Source organism: Stenotrophomonas sp. TWI602 (assembly GCF_039674045.1).
Taxonomy (GTDB): domain Bacteria; phylum Pseudomonadota; class Gammaproteobacteria; order Xanthomonadales; family Xanthomonadaceae; genus Stenotrophomonas.
Genome location: NZ_JBDJMT010000017.1, coordinates 1 through 22,684, shown reverse-complemented (window position 1 = coordinate 22,684; position 22,684 = coordinate 1). Strand labels below are relative to the sequence as shown.

General features: G+C 66.9%; 14 protein-coding genes and 1 pseudogene. 11 read left to right on the top strand and 4 right to left on the bottom strand.

What is annotated here, in order from left to right:
- Positions 1-19 precede the first annotated feature (19 nt).
- The 3 genes from katG to mutS form a co-directional block, all read right to left on the bottom strand.
- On the bottom strand, positions 20-2,254 hold the full coding sequence (gene katG / locus ABE483_RS14410; RefSeq protein WP_346481914.1) for a catalase/peroxidase HPI: 2,235 nt from the start codon (positions 2,252-2,254) through the stop codon (positions 20-22).
- Between the two features lie 200 nt (positions 2,255-2,454).
- A complete protein-coding gene (locus ABE483_RS14405; protein ID WP_313211110.1) occupies positions 2,455-3,069 on the bottom strand; it encodes a DUF937 domain-containing protein in 615 nt (204 codons plus the stop codon).
- A gap of 203 nt (positions 3,070-3,272) precedes the next feature.
- The gene (gene mutS, locus ABE483_RS14400; RefSeq protein WP_313211111.1) at positions 3,273-5,894 is read right to left on the bottom strand and encodes a DNA mismatch repair protein MutS; all 2,622 of its coding nucleotides are present in this window, start codon (positions 5,892-5,894) and stop codon (positions 3,273-3,275) included.
- Between the two features lie 458 nt (positions 5,895-6,352).
- Here mutS and ABE483_RS14395 point away from each other — a divergent pair, with 458 nt between their 5' ends.
- Entirely contained in the window at positions 6,353-6,640 is a 288-nt protein-coding gene (locus tag ABE483_RS14395) for a hypothetical protein (RefSeq protein ID WP_313217637.1), read from the top strand.
- 632 nt (positions 6,641-7,272) lie between these two features.
- Here ABE483_RS14395 and ABE483_RS14390 read toward each other — a convergent pair.
- The gene (locus ABE483_RS14390; protein WP_313211113.1) at positions 7,273-7,668 is read right to left on the bottom strand and encodes a ribonuclease inhibitor; all 396 of its coding nucleotides are present in this window, start codon (positions 7,666-7,668) and stop codon (positions 7,273-7,275) included.
- Between the two features lie 311 nt (positions 7,669-7,979).
- On the opposite strand from ABE483_RS14390, the gene ABE483_RS14385 reads away from it, so the two are divergent.
- From ABE483_RS14385 to ABE483_RS14340, 10 genes and pseudogenes are all read left to right on the top strand, one after another.
- Positions 7,980-8,837, top strand: a complete 858-nt coding sequence (locus tag ABE483_RS14385; RefSeq protein ID WP_346464323.1) for a CoA ester lyase — start codon at positions 7,980-7,982, stop codon at positions 8,835-8,837.
- A gap of 85 nt (positions 8,838-8,922) precedes the next feature.
- Positions 8,923-11,370 (top strand): sodium:solute symporter, encoded by a 2,448-nt coding sequence (locus tag ABE483_RS14380; protein ID WP_346481913.1) that lies wholly within the window; start codon positions 8,923-8,925, stop codon positions 11,368-11,370.
- A gap of 93 nt (positions 11,371-11,463) precedes the next feature.
- On the top strand, positions 11,464-12,345 hold the full coding sequence (locus ABE483_RS14375) for a LysR family transcriptional regulator (protein WP_102789143.1): 882 nt from the start codon (positions 11,464-11,466) through the stop codon (positions 12,343-12,345).
- A gap of 245 nt (positions 12,346-12,590) precedes the next feature.
- Positions 12,591-14,765: a TonB-dependent receptor gene (locus tag ABE483_RS14370; protein ID WP_313211116.1), complete on the top strand. Its 2,175-nt coding sequence runs from the start codon at positions 12,591-12,593 to the stop codon at positions 14,763-14,765.
- A gap of 99 nt (positions 14,766-14,864) precedes the next feature.
- A complete protein-coding gene (locus ABE483_RS14365) occupies positions 14,865-16,184 on the top strand; it encodes a serine hydrolase domain-containing protein (RefSeq protein WP_346464319.1) in 1,320 nt (439 codons plus the stop codon).
- On the top strand, positions 16,181-17,134 hold the full coding sequence (locus ABE483_RS14360; RefSeq protein WP_346481912.1) for a ribokinase: 954 nt from the start codon (positions 16,181-16,183) through the stop codon (positions 17,132-17,134). The genes ABE483_RS14365 and ABE483_RS14360 overlap by 4 nt, the downstream gene beginning before the upstream one ends.
- Positions 17,135-17,171: 37 nt before the next feature.
- The gene (locus tag ABE483_RS14355) at positions 17,172-19,361 is read left to right on the top strand and encodes a formylglycine-generating enzyme family protein (RefSeq protein WP_102789226.1); all 2,190 of its coding nucleotides are present in this window, start codon (positions 17,172-17,174) and stop codon (positions 19,359-19,361) included.
- A complete protein-coding gene (locus ABE483_RS14350; protein ID WP_346481911.1) occupies positions 19,358-21,223 on the top strand; it encodes a beta-L-arabinofuranosidase domain-containing protein in 1,866 nt (621 codons plus the stop codon). The genes ABE483_RS14355 and ABE483_RS14350 overlap by 4 nt, the downstream gene beginning before the upstream one ends.
- Positions 21,224-21,360: 137 nt before the next feature.
- Positions 21,361-22,551, top strand: coding sequence for a CoA transferase (locus tag ABE483_RS14345; RefSeq protein WP_102789147.1), 1,191 nt, complete (start codon positions 21,361-21,363; stop codon positions 22,549-22,551).
- 16 nt (positions 22,552-22,567) lie between these two features.
- Positions 22,568-22,684 (top strand): annotated as a pseudogene (locus ABE483_RS14340) (transaldolase); the annotation flags it as partial.

Below are 22,684 nucleotides of genomic sequence, written 5' to 3'. Positions count from 1 at the left end.
GTATGGCTACGGTGGTGAATCAACGCAGGTCGTAACGATCCAGCTCCATCACCCGCGCCCAGGCGGCGACGAAGTCGCGGACGAACTTCTTCTCGCCGTCCGCGCTGGCGTAGACCTCGGCCAGTGCACGCAGCACCGAGTTCGAGCCGAACACCAGGTCCACACGGCTACCGCTCCAGCGCTGCGCGCCGGTCGCGCGGTCACGGCCGCTGTAGTTGTCGCCATTGGCCACCCATTGCGTGCGCATGTCGAGCAGGTTGACGAAGAAGTCGTTGCTCAACGTGCCGACGCGATCAGTGAACACGCCTTCCTGGCCGCCGCCGACGTTGGTGCCGATCACCCGCAGGCCGCCGACCAGCGCGGTCATCTCCGGCGCGGTCAGCGTGAGCAGCTGCGCACGGTCGATCAGCAGTGCTTCGGCAGGCACGCTGTAGCGGCCCTTGACGTAGTTGCGGAAACCATCGGCATACGGCTCCAGCACCGCGAACGAGTCCACATCGGTCTGGTCCTGGCTGGCATCGGTACGGCCGGGGTTGAACGGCACGCTGACCTCATGGCCACCGGCCCTGGCCGCCTGCTCGACGCCGACATTGCCGGCCAGCACGATCAGGTCGGCCAGCGAGACCGGCGTACCGCCGTCGCCCTTGAAGCCGGCCTGGATCTTTTCCAGTGCGGCCAGCACCTTGCCCAGCTGCTGCGGCTGGTTGACGGCCCAGTCTTTCTGCGGGGCCAGGCGCACACGCGCGCCGTTGGCGCCGCCACGCTTGTCCGAGCCGCGGAAGGTCGAGGCTGATGCCCACGCGGTGGAGACCAGCTCGCCCGCGCCCAGGCCGGTCGCGGCGATCTGCTGCTTCAGCGCGGCGATGTCCTGCGCGCTGAGCGGGGTCTGCGGAGCCGTCGGCACCGGGTCCTGCCAGACGAATTCTTCGGCGGGAATTTCCGGGCCGAGGTAGCGTGCACGCGGGCCCATGTCGCGATGGGTCAGCTTGAACCACGCACGGGCAAAGGCATCGGCGAAGGCCTGCGGATCGGCCAGGAAGCGGCGCGAGATCTTCTCGTAGGCCGGGTCCACACGCAGCGACAGATCGGTGGTGAGCATGGTCGGGCGGTGCTTTTTCGACGGATCGTGCGCGTCGGGAATGATCGCCTCGCTGTCCTTGGCCACCCACTGGTGCGCACCGGCCGGGCTCTTGGTCAGCTCCCACTCGTGGCCGAACAGGATCTCGAAGAAGTCATGGCTCCACTGCGCCGGCGTGCGCGTCCAGGTCACTTCCAGGCCACTGGTGATGGTGTCGCCACCCTTGCCGGTGCCGAATCGGTTGGCCCAGCCCAGGCCCTGGCTTTCCAGGCCCGCCGCTTCGGGTTCCACATCGACGTTGTCGGCCGGGCCGGCGCCGTGGGTCTTGCCGAAGCTGTGGCCACCAGCGATCAGCGCGACGGTTTCCTCATCGTCCATGGCCATCCGGCCGAACGTATCGCGGATGTCGAAGGCCGCCTTGAGCGGATCGGGATTGCCGTCCGGGCCTTCCGGATTGACGTAGATCAGGCCCATCTGGACGGCGGCCAGCGGGTTCTCCAGATCACGCGAGTGGATGTCGCCATCCGCGTCATCATCGGAGACCAGCACGCCGTGGTCTTCCTGCACGCCTTCGGAGCCATGCGCATAGCGAACATCGCCGCCGAGCCAGGTGGTTTCGCGGCCCCAGTACACATCCTGGTCGGGTTCCCAGGTATCCGGACGGCCGCCCGCGAAGCCGAGGGTCTTGAAGCCCATCGATTCGAGCGCGACGTTGCCGGTGAGCACCAGCAGGTCCGCCCAGGAGATCGCCTGGCCGTACTTCTGCTTGATCGGCCACAGCAGGCGGCGTGCCTTGTCCAGGCTGACGTTGTCCGGCCAGCTGTTGAGCGGGGCGAAGCGCTGCTGACCACGGCCGGCGCCGCCACGGCCATCGCCGATGCGGTAGGTGCCGGCGCTGTGCCAGGCCATGCGCACGAACAGGCCGCCGTAGTGGCCGAAGTCGGCCGGCCACCAATCCTGCGAATCGGTCATCAAGGCCTTGAGGTCGGCCTTGAGTGCGGCGTAATCCAGGCCCTTGAAGGCCTCGGCGTAATCGAATGCCTCATCCAGCGGATGCGAGCGGGTCGAGTGCTGGTTGAGCAGGTCCACCCGAAGCTGCTTGGGCCACCAGTCGCGGTTGGTGGTGGCGTCGCCGACGAGGGCGTGGTTGAACGGGCACTTGGCTTCGCTTTTCATGGGTATCTACCTGTGTACTGGCGAACGTGGCCACCATCGGCGTGGGGAGGCGATGGCGACGTCGGGAAGGTTGCCCGCACACCTGGCCGTAAAGCACCGCGATGTGAAGGCGTGCCCACACGGTAATCACTGCCGTTCATTCGGTACATTCGAATGAATCAACCAATGCGATAGGCGCAGGCTATTTCGAGCGATTGCCTTCAGCGCTTGCCGAACAGACCGCCGCCGAGCTTGAGCAGATCGCCGACGCCCAGCTGCCCATCTCCGTCCTGGTCCAGCACGGAGGTCAGCAGGCCACCGCTGTTGGCGCTCTGGGCTTCCTGGCCGAGGGCCTGGCTGAGCTGGCCGGGGCTGGCGTTGCCGCCGCTGGCGAAGCGCTGGGCCAAATAGGACATCACGATCGGCGCAAGGATCGCGAGCAGCTGGCTGGTCTTGCTGCTGTCCAGCCCGGTGGCCTGGCTCAGGCCCTGGGTGGCACGGTCAGTGTTGCCGCCGAAGATGTGGCCGAGTATCCCGGCACCGTTGGTGGCATTGCCGCCACCGCCGCCCAGCACGCTGCCGAGCAGCCCGCCCAGATCGACGCCGCTCCCGGCACCGGCCGGCGCATGATCACGCTGCAGCGCGCCCAGCAGTGCCTGTGCGCCTTGAGGTTCCTGCGCATTGCGGCCCATCGCGCCGAGCAGCAGGGGCAGGGCGGCGCCGACCGCGGTGCTGGCCTGGTTGGGGTCGATGCCCAGCTGCTGGGATACCTGCTGCAGGCCTTGGCCCTGCTGCAGTTGCTGGAAGAGGGACGCGGCAAGTGATTCGGTATTCACGGCGGACTCCAGGGCAGGGATGGGAACCGCCCGAGCATAGCGCTGCGTTCACTACGGGAATGCGAAGAATTCACGCGGGCCCGCGCGGACACCCGACCAACGGTCGGATGCTACCGGCGCTGCGGGGAGCCGGCCAGCGGCCGGCACTACCGCACTGTGGCGGTAGGCCACGACCGTTGGTCGTGGCCAGCCCGGACGCTCCCTCAGAGCAGCGTCTTCAACCGGTACAGCGCTTCCAGTGCCTGCTTCGGGGTGAGCTCGTCCGGATCGATCGCGGCCAGCGCATCCTGTGCGGCGGTATTGGGTGCGTTGAACAGCCCGAACTGCTGCGGTGCATCCAGCGCCTGCGCGGCCACCACGGCGGACTGCGTCTCATGGCTGCGCTGCTCCAGCTCGGCCAAACGGCGCCGCGCCTGGGCGACGGTCGATTTCGGCAGGCCGGCCAGTGCGGCCACCTGCAGGCCGAAGCTGCGGTTGGCCGGGCCATCTTTCACGGCGTGCATGAAGACCAGTGCGTCGCCGTGTTCCACCGCATCCAGGTGCACGTTGGCGATGCCGCTGGCGCCGCCTTCGTGCTGTTCGTCGGCCAGCGCGGTCAGTTCGAAATAGTGCGTGGCGAACAGCGTGTAGCAGCGGTTCTGGTAAGCCAGATGCCGTGCGACCGCATCGGCCAGTGCCAGGCCGTCGTAGGTGGACGTGCCGCGGCCGATCTCGTCCATCAGCACCAGCGACTGTGCGCTGGCGTGGTGCAGGATGTAGCTGGTCTCGGCCATTTCGACCATGAAGGTCGACTGCCCACGGGCCAGATCGTCGCCGGCGCCGATACGGGTCAGGATGCGGTCGATCGGGCCGATCACCGCGCGGCTGGCCGGCACGAAACTGCCGATGTGGGCCAGCAGCACGATCAGCGCGTTCTGGCGCATGTAGGTGGATTTACCGCCCATGTTCGGGCCGGTGATGACCAGCATGCGGCGGTCGGGATGCAGGTCCAGATCGTTCGGTTCGAACGGCTGCTCGCGTACCGCTTCGACCACGGGATGACGCCCGCGCTCGATCTTCAGGCACGGCCCGGTCTCCAGTTCCGGTCGCGCCCAGTCCAGGGCCTGCGCGCGTTCGGCGAAGCCGGCCAGCACATCCAGCTCGCTCAGCGCGGCGGCGCACTGCTTGAGCGGCTCCAGCCCGCTGGCGAGGATGTCCAGCAGTTGTTCGTACAGGAACTTCTCGCGGGTCAGCGAGCGTTCCCGCGCGGACAGCACCTTGTCTTCGAAGGACTTCAGTTCTTCGGTGATGTAGCGCTCGGCATTGGTCAGCGTCTGGCGGCGCGTGTAATGCACCGGCGCCTTCTCCGACTGCCCCTTGCTGATTTCGATGTAGTAGCCGTGCACGCGGTTGTAGCCGACCTTCAGCGTGGCGATGCCGCTGCTGATGCGCTCGCGCTGTTCCAGATCGATCAGGAACTGGTCCGCATGCGTGGAGAGGCGACGCAGCTCGTCGAGCTCGGCGTCGTAGCCTTCGGCGATGACGCCGCCATCGCTGAGCTTCAGCGGCGGGGTCGGGGCGATCGCGCTGGCCAGCAGATGCGCGCATTCGTCATGCGAGCCCAGCGCATCGTGCAGCGCGATCAGCCGCGGCGAATCCAGCGGGGCCAGCACCGCGCGCACCTCGGGGAGCAGGCCCAGGCCATCGCGCAGCGTGGAGAAATCGCGGGGGCGCGCCGAGCGCAGCGCCACGCGGGTGAGGATGCGTTCGAGGTCACCCAGTGCACGGAAGGCATCGCGCACGTCGCCCTCGGCGCCGCGATCGATCAGCGTAGCGACCGCATCGTGGCGGTGCACCAGCACTTCGCGCAGGCGCAGCGGGCGGTGCAGCCAGCGGCGCAGCAGGCGACCGCCCATCGGCGTCACCGTGGTGTCGAGCACGCCGAGCAGGGTGTTGCGGGTATCGCCATCGACGCGCGTATCCAGCTCCAGATGGCGGCGCGTGGCCGCGTTCATGGCGATGGCTTCGCTCGCGGTTTCGGTGGCGATCGCGGTGAGGTGCGGCAGGCGTTGCTTCTGGGTTTCTTCGACATAGCCCAGCAGGGCACCGGCGGCCGCGGTGGCGCGCGGCTTGTCGTCGATGCCGAAGCCGGTCAGGTCATGCAGCTTGAAGAAATTCAGCAGCTGGCGGCGGCCGCTGTCGGCATCGAACAGCCAGGGCGCGCGCCGGCGGATGCCATTGCGGTACTGCAGGAAGGCGGGCCAGTTCTCTTCATCGGGCACCAGCAGCTCGGCCGGTTCCAGGCGCGCGAGCTCGGCTTCCAGCGCATCGTCCGAATCGACTTCGTTGACCAGGAAGCGGCCACCGGCCAGATCGGCCCAGGCCAGGCCGTAGCCATTCTTGCCCCGCGAGAGGGCCATCAGCAGGGTGTCGCGGCGCTCGTCCAGCAACGCTTCGTCAGTGACGGTGCCGGGGGTGACGATGCGCACCACCTTGCGCTCGACCAGGCCTTTGGCCAGCGCCGGGTCGCCGATCTGCTCGCAGATCGCCACGGACTCGCCCAGGGCGACCAGACGCGCCAGATAGCCTTCGTAGGCATGCACGGGCACACCGGCCATCGGGATCGGCGCGCCGCCGGAGCTGCCGCGCTGGGTCAGGGTGATGTCCAGCAGCCGCGCCGCCTTGCGGGCGTCGTCGTAGAACAGCTCGTAGAAATCGCCCATCCGGAAGAAGAGCAGCAGGTCCGGGTAGTCGGACTTGGCGGCGAAGAACTGCTTCATCAGCGGGGTGTGCTCGGCCGAGGCCTTGGTGCTGCTGTTCTTTTGTTTTGAATCAGTGGCTTGCAATGGAGTGCGTCTCGGTCGGTGAACGCGGGTTGCCGCCGAAAGCGGCAAGTAACGGGATTTTTTGTTGCGATGGTGCTGCGACGGCTCGTCGGGAGCCAAAGATCGTGTTGCGACGCCAATCGGGACGCGGACGATCATGCCAAAAAATGGTGCGACGGGCCGCGCCACACGGCGCGAGGTCACCAAGTTTAGTCTGACCCGCCAGCAGGTGATGGAGCTTTCGGTACGTCGTATCCCTGTCCATGGGGCACAGCCAAGCGCGCCAGGGTCGTCGAACGTGCGGTGGACAAGGGAGGCAAGGCTTATGGCGTGCTGATCGGGAGCCAAGGCGCCCCGTGAGGGCGGGCTGGTGGGCAGTGGTCAAGGGAGAGGGGGCCCGCGCCCAATCATTTCTCCCATCCGTGTCAATACGCTATCGTCTGAGCGCCGCCACGACGTCGGCTCGCCAAGGAATGCTCATGCGCTGGACTTCGTTTGCTTTTGCCTCCCTGCTCGCCGTGGCCGGCTCCGCTTCTGCCGCGCAAGGAGAGGTTTGCCTCGCCACTGAACAAATCACACCGGCCGGGGTCATGACCCCCTTCAGTGACAGCACCGTCTTCCAATGCAAGTCGGTTGGCCAAGTGACCGTTCCGCAGCTGTATTCGAAAGGGTGGAAGGTTGTGTCGGTGTTCCCGCAGAGCACCATGGATCCAGCCAAGCCCGGAATGGTCACCGTTCTCTGGACCATGGTCGTCGAAAAAGACTGATTTGCCGATGCCGACGGCTTGGCGTGTGCCGGGAACGTCTCAAGGCATTTCGGTCCCAGTATCCGGACCCCTGACCCTCACATCGGACTGGGAGACCGTTGGCAACCTTTTGCGCCGCGCGCCTGATAGGCCGGCGCGCCTGTCAGCCGGCAACCGGAGGCGGGATCGAATGAAAGGGCGTCGACGTCAGCGTCGACGCCCTTCAGCACCGTTACTTGCCGCGGGGAGGTGCGTTGCTACGGCTTCCGCCTGAAGGCTTTCCCGTTGTGCTGGGCCAGCCGCCGGCGTTCCCCGGACCGCGCCCACCAGGACCAGGGGCGCTTACCTTGCTTCCACCGCCCCCGGACTTCGCGCCACCGCCACTCGTGTTTCCTTTACTCATTGCAGATACTCCTTCACCTGCCGAACGGATTCTGGCTTTCCAGCGCTATCGGCTTCGCATTGGAGAGCTCGACGGCTCATCAATGAGAACACAGCCCGACCATCCACTACGGGGCTGCCAACCCAAGGTGAGTGCTTTCCCGCGTTTGAATGATCGTAGCTACGAGCAACTTGACTGACAAGCCGGCTCCAGAAGGTGGCGAGCAGGGCCACAACTACCCGTCGGCTCGATGGGCGCGCCCCGCAGCCGCTCAGTCCGTGCGCAGCTGCAAGGTGGGATGGGCGGCGAATACCTCCAGGATGATGTCGAAATAGGTCTGGCCGACGCCGCGTTCCAGCGCGTCCAGCTGGGTGGCGATTCTCGCGGCATTGAACACGCCGGGCCGCGCCTGTTTTTCCTGCAGCCAGGCGCGGGTGGCCGCCACCCCGAGCGCGGCGCGGCTGTGTGCGATGTGTGTCCAGTGCACGGTGGCGGATGCGTGCCCGGCCAGTGCGCCGTAGCCGCCGTAGAGCAGGTCATCCAGCGCATCCAGGCTTGGGGCCAGTTGCCAGTCCTCGCTGGCCATGAACACGCGGTTGATCTCGGCGTAGAAGCCGGCGATGTCGTGGATGGCGCTTCCATCCAGCACCAGGGTGGGGCCGGTCATGCCGAGCTCGGCGCGTGCAGGTGCTGCATGCACCGGACCATGGTTGTCGACGGCAGGGTGGGTTCATGCATCGGCAGCAGTCCTCGTGACGCGTTTGGTGGGTGACCGCCCGAGACGCGACGTGGGCGGTCACCACGGCAGGTTCCGGCAATGGATTGTGCGGGCAACACGGTGATGTTCGACGCTGTTCTGCTCGTGGTGCACTGCAGCGCAGTGGGCGGTCAAAACAAATGCTATCCAATGAATGTCCGGGACCGCACTTTTAAAGGGCTTCCAATTCTGCAGACTGCGCGGGTTGATGAGGGAAAACCATGCGTAGCAAGCTGTTCGTCCCCGGCGCCCGACCGGAACTGTTCGACAAGGCCATGGCCGGCGAGGCCGATGCGCTCTCTTTCGACCTGGAGGATTCGGTGCCCGAGGCCGGCAAGGCCCAGGCCCGCGACCAGGTCGCCGGCTTCCTGCGCCGCGTGCGGGGCGGCGCCGGTGACAAGCAGTTGATCGTGCGCAGCAACGGTACCGACAGCGCCCATTTCGGCGCGGACCTGGATGCCGTGGCGCTCCCCGGTGTGGACTTGCTCAACCTGCCCAAGATTGAATCGGTGGCGCAGCTGCTGGCGGCCATCGTACGGCTGGAACAGGCTGAGCAGCGCAACGGCGTGACGCGCCCGATCGGGCTGCTGATCAACATCGAAACCCCCAAGGCCCTGCGCATCGCCGCCGAACTGGCCGGCGCGCACCCGCGCGTGGCCGGATTGCAGTTGGGACTGGGCGACCTGTTTTCGCCCAACGGCATCGACCGTGAGCCGAGCAATGTGCATGCCACGCTGTTCGCGCTGCGGTTGGCGGCCGCCGAAGCCCAGGTGTTCGCCTGCGACGGCGCATTTCCGGACGTGGCTGACAGCGACGGCTTCCTGGCCGAGGCGCAGATGGCCCGGCAGTTGGGCTTCATCGGCAAAAGCTGCATCCACCCGCGCCAGGTTGCCCTGGCCAACGCCACCTTCAGCGTGCCGCCGGCGATGCTCGCGGAGGCGCAGCGGATTGTTGCCGCCGCCGCCGGTGCCGAAGGGCAGGGACACGGCGCGTTCCTGTTTGAAGGCCGGATGATCGACCTGCCGTACCTGCGCCGTGCTCAAGCCCTGCTTGCCGCGTCTTCTCCCCCGGTTACCTGATTGCGGTATCGGGATGCATCGACCACTGTCTCTTACCTGCGCTCTTGCCGGCTTCGGCGTTGCCGCACTTTTTCCGGGTAATTTCATGCACAAGCCTGCACCGTCCGCGTTTCTTTCCACTGTGCTCCGGCGCTGCGCGCGCAGCGTGCGGCTGGTTGCCGCCGCTGTCCTGCTTGCCGGCAGTGGCGCCGTGGCCGCCGAGAGCCTGACTACGGTGGCGGCCGGCAACCTGCCGGCATTGCCGACGCAGATCGCACCGGGCGGGCTGGTGCATGTGGACGGGCGCCTGGTGGCGCTCGGCCATGACGGTGCCTGGGAACTGCGCGCCGACAACAAAGCGTGGGATGCGTTGCCGGCGCCGGCCGCCGGGCAGCTGGACGGGCTTGAGGGCAGTGTCAGCGCGGCCGGGCGCACCTATCTGCTGCAGGGCGGGGATGCGCTCGGCGACCGCCTGCAGCCGGTGGTCCTGAACAACGGCGCGCTGGTTTTCGGCGCGGCCATTGCGCTGCCTGAGCCGCTGCGCAACGCGCGGGCGGCCACCTTTGGTGACGCGCTATATCTGGTGGGCACCGATGCGGCTGGCAGCGCCCAGCTCTACCGCCGTCCCGCGGCGGCAGGCACCGCCACTTGGCAGCATCTGGAGGACTTGCCGCAGCAGGGGGTTGCCAGCGCATTGCAGGCGCAGAAAGGCGCGCTGTACCTGGGCCTGGCCACCAGCGCGGGCAGCGATCAGCTGTGGCGCCGCAACGTCGACGCCAGCTGGCAGCAGGTCGCGTCGCCGGACGGCACGATCGTGGCCGGCTCGATGCGCGCGCTGGGCCAGGCGCATCTGCTGATGCTGGTGAAGGACGGCAGCGGCGTGACCCACGCGCGCACCTTCCACACCATCACCGACGCATGGACGACACTGGACACGCCGATTCCCGCAGCACCGCAGGCCGTCACCGCGTGGGGTAACGGACTGGCCTGGGCCAGCGCGGGCGCCACCGGCAGCCAGCTCCAGTACGCCGAAATGCAGGGCGGCAAGCACCTGCTGCGCTGGCTGGACTGGACGGTGATCGGCATCTACCTGCTGGCCATGCTCGGCATGGGCTTCTACTTCTACCTCAAGGATCAGAACGCTTCCACGGCGGACTTCTTCGTCGGCGGGCGCTCGATTCCGTTCTGGGCGGCCGGCATCAGCCTGTATGCCACCAACACCAGTTCGATCAGCTTCATCGCCATCCCGGCCAAAGCCTTCGATACCAACTGGCAGTACCTGACCAACAACCTGATCGCGGTCGTCGGCCTTATGTTCGTGGCGGTCTGGATCGTGCCGCTGCTGCGCCGGCTGGACCTGATGAGCGTGTTCTCCTACCTGGAAACCCGCTTCCACCCGGCGATCCGCATGCTGTCCAGCGCACTGTGCATCGTGATGCAGATCGGTAGCCGTATGAGCGTGATCCTGTTCCTGCCGGCGCTGGCGATCTCCACCATTACCGGCGTGGACGTGGTCTGGTCGATCATGCTGATGGGCGTGTTCACCATCATCTACTCCACCGTCGGCGGTTCCAAGGCGGTGATCTGGACCGACGTGGTGCAGGTGATCGTGATGTTCGGCGGCGCGCTGTTCGCGATCGGCTTCATCTTCCTGCAGACCGGTGGCGACATGCCGCAGCTGCTCAGTGCGGCTGCGGCGGAAGACAAGACCAAGCTGTTCGATTTCAGCTTCGACCTGACCAAGGCCACGGTGTGGGGCTTCATCTTCCTGGTCGTGTTCGATGTGGTGCTGACCTTCCCGAAGGACCAGGTGCTGATGCAGCGCACCTTGTCCACGCGTTCGGACAAGGAAGCCGGGCGATCGATCTGGGCATTCGCCGCCATCATGATTCCCGGCGGCTTCGTGTTCTACGGCATCGGTACGGCCCTGTGGATGTACTACCGCAACAATCCCGAGCGCCTGAATCCGCTGCTGCCGATCGATGCGACCTTCCCGCTGTTCATCGCCGCCGAGCTGCCGGCCGGGGTCACCGGGCTGATCATCGCCGGCATCTTCGCCGCGGCGATGTCGACCCTGTCGAGCATCATCAACTCGATCTCGACCCTGGTCTCGGTGGATTTCTACCAGAAACTGGTCAAGGACCCGAACGAGAAAACCGCCGTGCGCGTGGCCGAATGGTCCGGCGTGGGCGTGGGCCTGATCGGCATCGGCATCGCGCTGGTGATGAGCCGCTATGACATCCATTCGCTGTTCGATGTTTCCATCGAACTGGCCGGTCTGCTCGGCGGTGGTTTTGCCGGTGCCTACACGTTGGGGATGTTCACCCGCCGCGCCAACGCGCCGGGCGTGGCGATCGGTGTGGCCGGCTCGATCCTGATCACGCTGGTCTGCTGGACCATGGACCTGGTGCACCCGTACTTCTATCTGGCGATCTCGATCCTGCTGTGCATCGTGATCGGCTACGTGGCCAGCCTGTTCTTCCCGGCGCCCACCCGCTCGCTGAAGGGGCTGACCATCTACCGCGATACCCCGGCCGAAGCGGCAGCCCCATGACCAGCACCGTTGAGGCGCCGGCGCACGGGCCATTGGTCCAATCGCATTGCGCCAGTGGCTCGTGTAGGTTGCTCACGCGCTGAGAGGTAATCCGTGGAAACCCAGTTCCTGAGTACGTTCGTAACAGTGGTGGACCGCGGCTCGATGGCTGCCGCGGCCCGCTCGCTGCATATCACCCCGGCCGCGGTCGCCCAGCAGATCCGCACGCTGGAACGTGAACTCGGCGCGCCGCTGATCGCCCGCGCCGGGCGCACCGTCAGCGTCACCGAGGACGGCGCGCGCATCCTGCAGCGGGCGCGCGACCTGCTGCGCCAGGTGGCCGACCTGCGCAGCGTGGCCAACGAAAACGACCTGGCCGGCGAGCTGCGGCTGGGCGCGTGCCCGACCGCGCTGGCCGGCCTGCTGCCGGACATCCTGTCGCGGATGGTCGCGACGTTCCCGCAGATCAACGTCTTCATCAAGCCGGGCTACTCGGCCGATCTGTACCGGGCGGTGGAGGCTGGCGATCTGGATGCGGCGATGGTGCTGCAGGCCCCCTTCGCGCTGCCCAAGACCTGCAAGTGGCAGCAGCTGCGCGAAGAACCACTGGTGGTGCTGGCGCCGGCCCATCTGGGCAGCCGTGACCCGCACGAGCTGCTGCGCGAGCAGCCGTTGATCCGCTACGACCGCCACGAATGGGGCGGTCGCCTCGCCGATGACTACCTGCGACAGGCCGGGATCGTGCCGCGCGAGCGGTTCGAGCTCAATGCACTCAACGCCATCGCGGTCATGGTCGACCGCGGGCTGGGCGTGTCACTGGTGCCGGATTGGGCCAAGCCCTGGCCGGAAGGCTTGAATGTCGTGCGCATTCCCTTGCCGCAGTGCAGCGAACCGCGCCGGATTGGCGTGGTCTGGTCGCGTTCGTCGGTGCGCATCCGCCTGGTGAACGTGTTGCTGGAGGAAGCGCGCGTCGCATTGACCGAGCCGCAACGCTGACACCACGGGTTTTCGCGCGGTGCGCGGTGCGAAGCGAAACAAATCCTAGGCTTTGAACATACCTGAGCGCAGTTCTATCGCCATGACGCCGCGCCTAGGCTCTCGCCTCGTTGCCGGACAGGACGTGGAGACCCGCAAGGGAACCGCATCGACCGGCGGAAGGGCGAAAGCCCACGCGCGTCATCGGTGGCGACGGCTCCCCGGCCGGCTGTCCCGCATTTCCTTTTTTTGGGGGGGAGAAACGAATGATCAAGCCACTTTCCGCGGCCATCAGCACTGCACTGTTCGCCTGTGTCATCAGCCCTGCCATGGCGCAGAGCACGACGCCCACCGATCTGGACCAGGTGATCGTGACCGGCAGCCGGACCCCGATTTCGATCGAGAAGGTTCCCGGTGCAGTGACCGTCGTGAACCAGGAACAGGTGCAGCGCACCCTCAACCTGACCGAAGACGCCACGGCCGTGCTGGCACGCATGGTGCCCGGTTACTCCGAATCCTCCCAGGCGATGAGCAACAGTGGCGAGACCCTGCGCGGCCGCGTCGCGCTGCGCCTGTTCGATGGTGTGCCGCAGGGCTCCCCGCTGCGCGAAGGCAGCCGCAACGGCACGTTCACCGACATGGGCGTGATCGGCCGCATCGAGGTCATCAACGGCCCGTCGGCCGCCGAAGGCATCGGCGGTGCCGGTGGCGTCATCAACTATCTCTCCAAGAATCCGGAAGTGGAGGGCCACCAGACCACGGTGAGCACGCGCTACGGCACCCAGTTCAAGGATGACAGCGGCCAGTCCAAGATCGGCATCACCCACACCTTCAAGGGCGATGCGGCCGACTTCCTGATCAGCGGCGCCTACATCGATCGCGGCATCGCCTACGACGGCGACGGCCGCCGGGTTGGCTTGAACACCTCCGGCTCGCTGTCCGATTCCTACAGCAAGAACCTGTTCCTGAAGGGCGGCTACAACTTCGGCGAGGGCCAGATGCAGCGCATCCAGGCCAGTTACAGCAACTTCCATATCGGTGGGAAGCACAACTACATTCCGGTCGAAGGCTGCCGCTACGACGCCGTGGAGTGCCCGGTGCCGAGCACCAATACCGCCGAGAAGGGCTCGATCAAGGATTCGCTGGCCGAGTTCAACGATTTCGAACAGTTCGCTGCCAAGTACACCCATGCCGATTTCTTCGGCGGTGACCTGAGCGTGGACCTGTACTGGGCCAAGCAGGCGATGCGTTATGTGCCGGAGAACGGTACGGACCGCCAGCTGGTCAAGCCGGCCCCGCCGGAAGACCAGCGCATCTGGGACCAGTCGGAGATCAACTCCGAGAAAAAGGGGCTGCGCGCGGCGTATGCCTACAGTGGCCTGTTCGCGGTGGAAGGCCTGCGCCTGCGCACCGGCCTGGACCTGGTGGAAGACACGGCGGAACAGCGCCTGGCGTTGACCGACCGGGTATGGGTGCCGCCGATGAAGTACACCAGCCTGGCGCCGTACGCGCAGCTGAGCTGGGACATCGGCCCGGTGACGCTGGATGCCGGCATCCGCCGCGAAGACGGTGAGCTGGAAATCGACGGTTACACCACCACCGCCTACCGCGACTTCACCCCGGTGCAGGGCGGCAAGCTCGACTACAAGGCCAACCTGCCCAACTTCGGTGCGATCTGGCGCATCACCGATGCGTGGTCGGTGTTCGCCTCTTACTCGGAAGGCTTCGGTATCGCCAACGTGGGCATCCCGTTGCGCAACATCCAGGCCAACAGCCCGTGCAAGGCAGTGGCATGCATCGCCGATCTGCAGCCGCTGATCACCAAGAACAAGGAAGTGGGCTTCAACTGGCGCGGCGAGCAGGCCCAGGTCGGGATGTCGGCTTACCGCTCGACGTCCGAGTTCGGCTCATCGCTGACCGTGGACAAGGTGACCGAGGACTTCATCCTCACCCGCGCCCCGACCCGGATCGAAGGCGTTGAACTGAACAGCGCCTGGACCTTCAACGACCAGTGGAAGGCGACGCTGCTGTACTCGCGGATCCGCGGCCAGACCCAGTACTACGACGGCTCGGGCCTGAACAAGGAGATGGGCATCCTCGATATCTCGCCGGACAAGGTCAATGCCTCGCTGACCTGGACGCCGAACGATCGCTTCGACGCGACGCTGGGCGTGAGTCGTACCTTCAGCCGTGACCTGCGCGAGACCTTCGTCAATCCGTCCAACGGTGCGGTGTATCGCAATGACGAGGATACCTACGGCTACGCGCTGTGGGATCTCAGCATGAACTACGACACCGGCACCTACGGCAAGCTGTCGCTGGGCATCGAGAACCTGCTGGACAAGCAGTACGTGCTGACCTGGTCGCAGCTGCCGGGCTGGCAGAACTTCTTCTCCGGCCGTGGCCGCATGGTGTCGCTGACCCATACCTTCACGTTCTGACCGTCACCGCGGACCGGCGCTGCGAGGCACTGCAGCGCCGGTCCGTTTTTATTGCCTTACCCTGTCATGACGTTACCGCCACCGACAGCAGGAGAGCGGATGTACTGGCCATCGCACGGACCGGCCCACGCCCGTCATTGCCGCCCCCGGGCACGCCTGGCCGTGTTCGCGTTGCTGATGCTGGCGGTGGGACAGGCCGCGGCGTCGTTGCCGGACCCGCCGAGCCAGACGGAAACGACGGCTGCGTCGGCGCGCTTGCCAGCAGTCGATGCCTTCCTGCACGAATCGACGGGCCGCCAGGGCTATACCGGCGCGGTCGCGCTGGTGATCCACGATGGCCGCATCGTGCATGACGCCGCCTACGGTTGGCAGGACCTGGCGCATGCCACGCCCATGCAGCGTGACAGCATTTTTCGCATCTACTCGATGACCAAGACGGTGGCCTCGGTGGCCGCCTTGATGCTGGTGGAAGAGGGTCGGCTGGATCTGGATGATCCGGTGGCGCGCCATCTCCCTGAGTTCTCGCGTCTGCAGGTCTTCGCCGGGGGCACCGCCGCGGCGCCACAGCTGCGGCCGGCGACACAGACGCTGACCGTACGGCATCTGCTCACCCATACCGCCGGCTTCGCAGCGGGTGGCGAGGGATTCGAGGCGGTAACCGCATTGCTGGAACACCAGCAGGTGCAGGCCGCGGACAGCCTGGCCGCCTACACCACGCGCTTGGCCCGCGTGCCACTGGCGACCGAGCCGGGCACGCGCTTCCGTTACGACAGCACGTCGATCGAGGTTCTGTCGCGCGTGGTGGAAGTGGTGGGTGGGCTGCCGTTCGAGCAGTTCCTGCAACAGCGTGTGTTCGGCCCGCTGGACATGCGCGACACCGGGTTCGTGGTGCCGGTGCGCGATCGCGCACGGGTGGTGGCGCTGACCACCATGGGCGAGCACGGTGATCTGGTGCTCGCCGATGAGGTGCATGCGCGGGTGCCCGGCAGTGCGCTCCGGCCGTATCCAAGCGGTGCCGGTGGTCTGTATTCCACGGCCGGCGACTATGGCCGGTTCGCGCAGATGCTGCTGGACGGCGGCCGCTACGGCGAGGTGCAGTTGCTTCGACCCTCCACCGTGGCCCTGATGATGCAGAACCAGCTGGTGCACACCGCCTTGCCCCGGCCGGTGACCGAGTTCAGCGATGCCGAGGGCTTCGGCCTGGGCGGTTCGGTGTTGCTGGATCCGGCCCTGAAAGGACGCACCGCTTCGGTCGGCGCGTTCGGCTGGTCGGGCGCGGCCTCGACCTACTACACGATCGACCCGGCACGCCGCCTGGTCGCGATTCTGATGCTGCAGCATCTTCCGGGCGGCAATGACGATCTGCCGCGCATCAGTACGACGTTCTACAACCGCGTTGATGAGGCGATAGACCCATGAGTAGTGCGACACGTTCCACCGTCCTTGTCGCCGGCTCGGCCAATCTCGATTTCGTGGTGCGCGCCACGCATGTGCCGGCGCCCGGTGAGACGGTGCTGGGCCGTGGCTTCAGCACGTTCCCCGGTGGCAAAGGCGCCAACCAGGCCGTGGCCTGCGCGCGGGCCGGCGGTGCGCCGACACGGATGCTGCTGGCCGTGGGCGAGGATGATTTCGCCGCGCCGATCGAGGCGTCCCTGCGCGATGCGGGTGTGGCCCTGTCGACCGTGCGCGATCCTGCGCTGCCCACCGGTACCGCCTTCATCTGCCTGGCCGACACCGCCGAGAACGCGATCACGGTCGCGCCGGGTGCCAACCTCGGGCTCCGCGAGGAGCACCTGCCGGCACTGGAGGGCGTGGGCTGGCTGCTGCTGCAGCTGGAAACCCCCGTGCCCACCATCACCGCCTATGCCCGCCGCGCCCGTGCGGCCGGGCTCAAGGTCGCGCTCAACGCGGCGCCGGCACAGGTCCTGTCCGATGCGCTGCTCGCGCTGCTGGATGTGCTGATCGTCAACGAAGGTGAGCTGGATGTGGTGGCCGGCCATCCCCCGGACCTGGCCACGGGGCTGGCGCGCGTGCCGGTGCCCTGCGTGATCGTGACCCTGGGTGCGCGTGGCTGCCTGGCCCGGGTGAACGGCGAGGTGCTGCTGCAGCCGGGGTTCCGCATCGACCCGATGGACACCACCGCGGCCGGCGATACTTTCTGTGGCGCCCTGATCGCTGCGCTGGCCGACCATCAACCGATGGCCGAGGCGTTGCTGGCCGCCACCGCAGCTTCCGCGCTGGCCTGCACCCGCCTGGGCGCACAGGCGAGCATTCCCACCCGCGCCGAGGTGCAGGCGCTGCTGGGCGATCCCACGCGCGTTCCCGATGCCGCCGCCCATGCCGCGCTGGCGGCAGCGTGCGCGCGCTGATGTCCCTCCTTTCCGTTTCCTGCTGGATGCCTTGCCCATGACCACGCCGTATCAGAGCCCCGATTACGACACCGATGCAGCCGACTACGGGCGTGAGCCGATCCGCACCGAGTACAAGTTCTCGCACGTGACCACCGGGCGTTACCTGCCGACGCCCGGCAAGGCGCCGGCGTGGCCCTTCGCCGATATCGGCAGTTGGATGATCGATGCCAATGCCAGCGCGGGCGATTGGCTGGAAGAACTGAAGGACTGGCGCCGCGAGCACCTGGTCCGGATCGGCTACACCGATGTGAACTACCGTCGTCCGGAGCTGCAGTGGGCGCAGCGCAACTTCGTGCATGCACAGATGATGGTCGAGGATCGCTATTTCTTCGATGCGGCCACCGGGCAGTACACCGTCGATCGGTACCTGGACGATCTGACCGCACGGTTCGGCGGGCTGGATTCGGTGCTGATCTGGTACATCTACCCCAATATCGGTATCGATGACCGCAACCAGTTCGATCTGGCGCATGACATGCCCGGCGGCCTGGCGGGATTGAAGGCCGCGGTGCAGGCCTTCCAGAAGCGCGGCGTCAAAGTGTTCCTGCCGGCCAAGCCGTGGGACCACGGCACCCGCGACCCGGGCGTGACGCACTGGGATGGGCTGGCCGAGATCGTCAAGGCGGTCGGTGCCGACGGCATCAACGGCGATACCTTCAACGGTGTGCCGCGGGCGTTCTTCGATGCCTGTGATGCACGCGGCAATCCAGTGGTGGTGCAGCCCGAATCCACCATCAGTTCCGAAGAGCAGTTGATCTGGAACGTGCAGAGCTGGGGCAAGAAGGCGCCCGATGGCCCGGTGCCGCCCGTCTCCAAATGGAAGTGGCTGGAGCCACGCCACATGGTGAACTACGAGAACCGCTGGGGCCGCAACCGCAATCACGACCTGCAGTACTGCTTCTTCAACGGCATCGGCTACAACGCCTGGGAAAACATCTGGGGCGTCTGGAACCAGTTCACCCCGCGCGACGGTGAAGCGCTGCGCCGGATTGCCACGCTGTACCGGCAGTTCCCGCAGCTGGTGGTCTCGATGGACTGGGAGCCGTACCAGGTCTGCCTGCAGGGCGGCATCTTCGCCAGCCGGTTCCCGGGCGAGGGGGTAGCGCTGCACACGTTGATCAACCGCAACGAATACGCCGTGGACGGTGAGCAGATCGCGCTGGCGCATGCGCAAGGCACGCGTTACTTCGATGCGTGGCATGGCCGCGCGTTGACGCCGCGGATCATCGACGGCGCGGCGTACATCGAGCTGCCGATGGAAGCGCGCGGCTTCGGGGCGATCCTGAGTGTGGCTGCAGGTACCGCGATCGAGGGTCTGGACGAATTCCTGGCGGCGACCGCCGAGCGCGCACAGCAGCCCCTCAACAGTTACTCCGCCGCGTGGAAGGCCGCTCCGCAGGAACTGCTGGCGATCGCGAGCACGCCCCCGCAGGCCGAGGCGCCGACAGGCATGGTCACGATCCCGGCCGGCGAGTTCCTGTTCCAGGTGGGCGGTATCGAGATCGAAGGGTTCACCTGGGCGGGCCTGGATGTGCAGTACCCGTGGGAAGACTGCGCGCGCCGCCACCATCGCCGGCGCATGGCGCTGCCTGCGTTCCACATCGATCGCCACCCGGTCACCAACGCCGCGTTCAAGCGCTTCCTCGATGACAGCGGCTACCGGCCGGCCGATGACCACAACTTCCTGGCGGACTGGAAGGACGGCGCGCCGCGTGCGGGCTGGGACAACAAGCCGGTCACCTGGGTCTCGATCGAGGACGCGCGTGCGTACGCGGCGTGGGCCGGCAAGCGGCTGCCGCATGCGTGGGAATGGCAGTACGCCGCGCAGGGCACCGACGAGCGCCTGTACCCGTGGGGCAACGCGTGGGATGCCGCACGCGTGCCGCGGGTCAATCGTGGCCGTCGCCTCACCCCGCCGGCGGATGTGGATGCACATCCGCAGGGGGCCAGCCCGTTCGGGGTGGAGGACCTGGTCGGCAATGTGTGGCAATGGACCGATGAATTCAGCGATGCGCACACCCGCGCGGCCGTACTGCGTGGCGGCAGCAGCTATCAGCCGCAGACCTCGCACTGGTACTTCCCGCAGGCCTACCGCCTGGATCAGCACGGCAAGTACCTGCTGATGGGTCCGTCCAAGGATCGCGCCGGTACGGTCGGCTTCCGTTGCGTGGTGGATGCGGCATGAACCGTCTGCATCCCGCCGCCCGCGGCATGACGCTGGTCCCGCCGCAACAGGTCACCTTGCAGGGCGTGCTGGGCGATGCCCTGGCAGCCAACCGCAGCGGGCGCCTGAGCACGTTCGTCGTGGATGAGCACAGCGCGCCGATCAGCATCTTCAGCCAGGCGCACAAGCACCAGAACCACGAGGGCGACTGGTATGGCGAGCACGCCGGCAAGTGGCTCTCGGCCACCGCGCGGGCGGTGGCGCAGGGCGGGCAGCCGCAGCTGGAGGCCTCGTTGCGCCGCGTCGCCGACTGGTTGATCAGCCAGCAGGACGATGACGGCTACCTGGGCAACTATGCGCCTGAGCGTCGCTTCACCGTGCCGCAGCCGCCCAAGCCGGAGAGCTGGAACGGCGAGCCGGCGCTGCGCACCTGGGACATCTGGACGCACAGCTACCTGATCCTCGGGTTCCTGGAAACGTGGCGCGCGCTCGGCAACGCAGCCTACCTGCAGGCCGCGTGCCGGATCGCCGACCTGTGCTGGCAGGCCCTGCAATCGGGCATCGACATCACCACGCTGGGCAACCACCACGGCATGTCCGCCACGGTACTGCTGGATCCTGCCGCCGATCTCTATCTGGTCACCGGCGAGCCGCGCTATCTGGCACTGGCCGAATGCATCCTGGCGCAGGCCAACGCCAACCCGCGGCTGGCGCTGCTGGACAAGGCGCTGGCTGGTGAGGACGCGGCCTTCATCGCAACCGGCAAGGCCTATCAGCTCAGCTGGAACCTGGTCGGGTTGGCCAAGCTGTACAAGGCCACCGGGCATGACGACCATCGCCAGGCGCTGGATCATCTCTGGCACAACATCCGCGAGCAGCACCTCACGCTGGGCGGCGGGCCGTGGGGTGGGGTGGCGCACCGGTCGCGCGAGGTATTCAACGCGCCGCGCACCTTCTTCCCGCAGGCCTATGTGGAAACCTGCTCGGTACTGGCGTGGATGCAGCTCAACCGTGAGCTGCTGGCCATCACCGGCGAAGCACGCTACGCCGATGAACTGGAGCGCACCGCCTACAACGACCTGCTGGCGGCGATGGCCGCCAATGGCGAGGACTGGTGCTACTACACCTATCCCAACGGCCGGCGCGTGCACACCACGTACTGGCGCTGCTGCAAATCCAGCGGCGCGATGGCCGTGGAAGAGTTGCCACAGGTGGCCTACGGAATCGCGGCCGATGGTGGGCTGCGGGTCAATCTGTACGGGCCGGGCGAGGCCACGTTGCTGCACGCGCAGGCCGGTGCGGTGACCCTGCTGCAGGCGACCCGATTCCCCTTCGAGGGTACGGTGACCCTCACCGTGCTGCCCGAGTGCGTCGCCGAGTTCAGCATCGGCGTGCGGATACCGGGCTGGGCGACGGGCGCACGGATCGAGGTCAATGGACAGCCCGAGGCGGCCGAGGCGGGCGCGGACGGGTTCGTGCACGTGCAGCGTACCTGGCAGTCCGGCGACACGATCTGCGTGCAACTGCCGATGCAGCCACGCCTGCACCGGGCGGCCAACATCAACGTGCAGGAATCGCGCGCGCCGGATGGCGCGCCGGTGGCGCAGGAGGTCCTGCGCTGGGAGTACGTGGGGTTGAGCTACGGGCCGCTGGTGTATGCCACCGGCCTGATCGACGGGTACAAAACCGATGAGACGGTGCGCTTGCCGGACCGGCCACCCTCGCAGTGGCTGCAGGTGGGCGAGGACACGGGCGAGGGCGCGTCGATCACCGTGCAGCTGGAGTGCCGCGGCCCGCTGACGTTCGAGCCCTACTACCGCTGTGGCGGGCGCGATCACGGCAGCTGGCGGTTGAGCTGGCTGTCGCTGGCGCCGTCGGGCTGACGTCCCGGCGGTGTTCGGCGGCGGTGGCGCCGCCGACACCGCAGCGTGCTTTTTGTCCACCCAGAACATACCCACACGATCTGTTTCTTCCCGTTGGCCAGGAGGAAACTTCCATCAAGGTATCGAGTGTATTGACCATGACCGGAAGCAACCCCAGTTCTCCATTCGCCATCGCACAGCGGGAAGGTGCCACCGGGCCGTTGAGCGGCATTCGGGTGCTGGATCTGAGCGCCTACATTGCCGGCCCCTACGGCTGCACGCTGCTGGCCGACCAGGGCGCGGAGGTGATCAAGGTGGAGCCGCCGGTCGGCGACAACCTGCGGCGCTATCCCTCCACGCTGGAGGCCGAGAGCCGCGCATTCCTCGGCGTGAACCGCTCCAAGCGCGGCGTGGTGCTGGACCTGAAACAGCCTGACCAGCGTGCGGTGCTGATGCGCCTGGTGCGCGAGGCGGACGTGCTGGTGCACAACTTCCGGCCGAGCGTGCCGGTACGCCTGGGCATCGATTTCGAGAGCCTGCACAAGCTCAACCCGCGCCTGGTGTATTGCTCGGTCACCGGCTACGGCGAGCAGGGGCCGTTGAAGGAGAAGGCAGGGTACGACCAGGTGCTGCAGACCATGACCGGCATGTGCACGATGCAGGGCAAGGCGGGCGGCGCCCCGGAGATCCTGTACGGCTCGGTGGTCGATTACTACGCTGCCGCGCTGGTGGCGGCCGGTGTGTCATCGGCCCTTTACGAGCGCGAACGCAGCGGCGAAGGCCAGTTCGTGGGCGTGTCGCTGCTGCGCAGTGCGCTGACGATGCAGTCGGCGCGGATGGTCTGGGCGGAGGGCGAGCCGGCGGCAGTGGGCCGCGATATGCGCTCAGGCGGTGTCACCGGCATCCATCCCACCGCGGATGGATACCTGTACATCTCGGCCAATACCCCGCGCTTCTGGCAGGCATTGTGCGAGCGGATCGGGCGGCCGGAACTGGCAGCCGACGCGCGCTACGACACGGTGCGCAAGCGGGCTGCGGAGGCCGAGATACTGTTGCCGCAGTTGCACGCCGCGCTGGCCACGCGCAGTGCGCTGGCGTGGGAGGCCTTGTTCGGCGAAGAGGTGCCGTGCGCGGCCGCGCGCCAGGTCGAGGACATGTTCGACCATCCACAGGTGCAGGCCGAGCAGATGGTCACGTCGCTGCCGCACCCGCTGTTGGGCAGCTACCGCGGCATCACCCGGCCGATCGTGTTCGGCCGCACACCCGGCCCGGAGCCGTTCGCCGCGCCGGTGTTCGACCAGGACACGGCGGCGGTCAGCGCGCTGCTCGACGCGTGCTCTGATGACTGATGCCCAGGAGCTCTCCATGACGTCGCTGTCCAAACTCTCCCAGCTGCGTGATCTGTCCGTGGTGGTTGCCGATACCGGCGACTATGAGGCGATCAAGCGCTTGAAGCCGGTCGACTGCACGACCAACCCCACC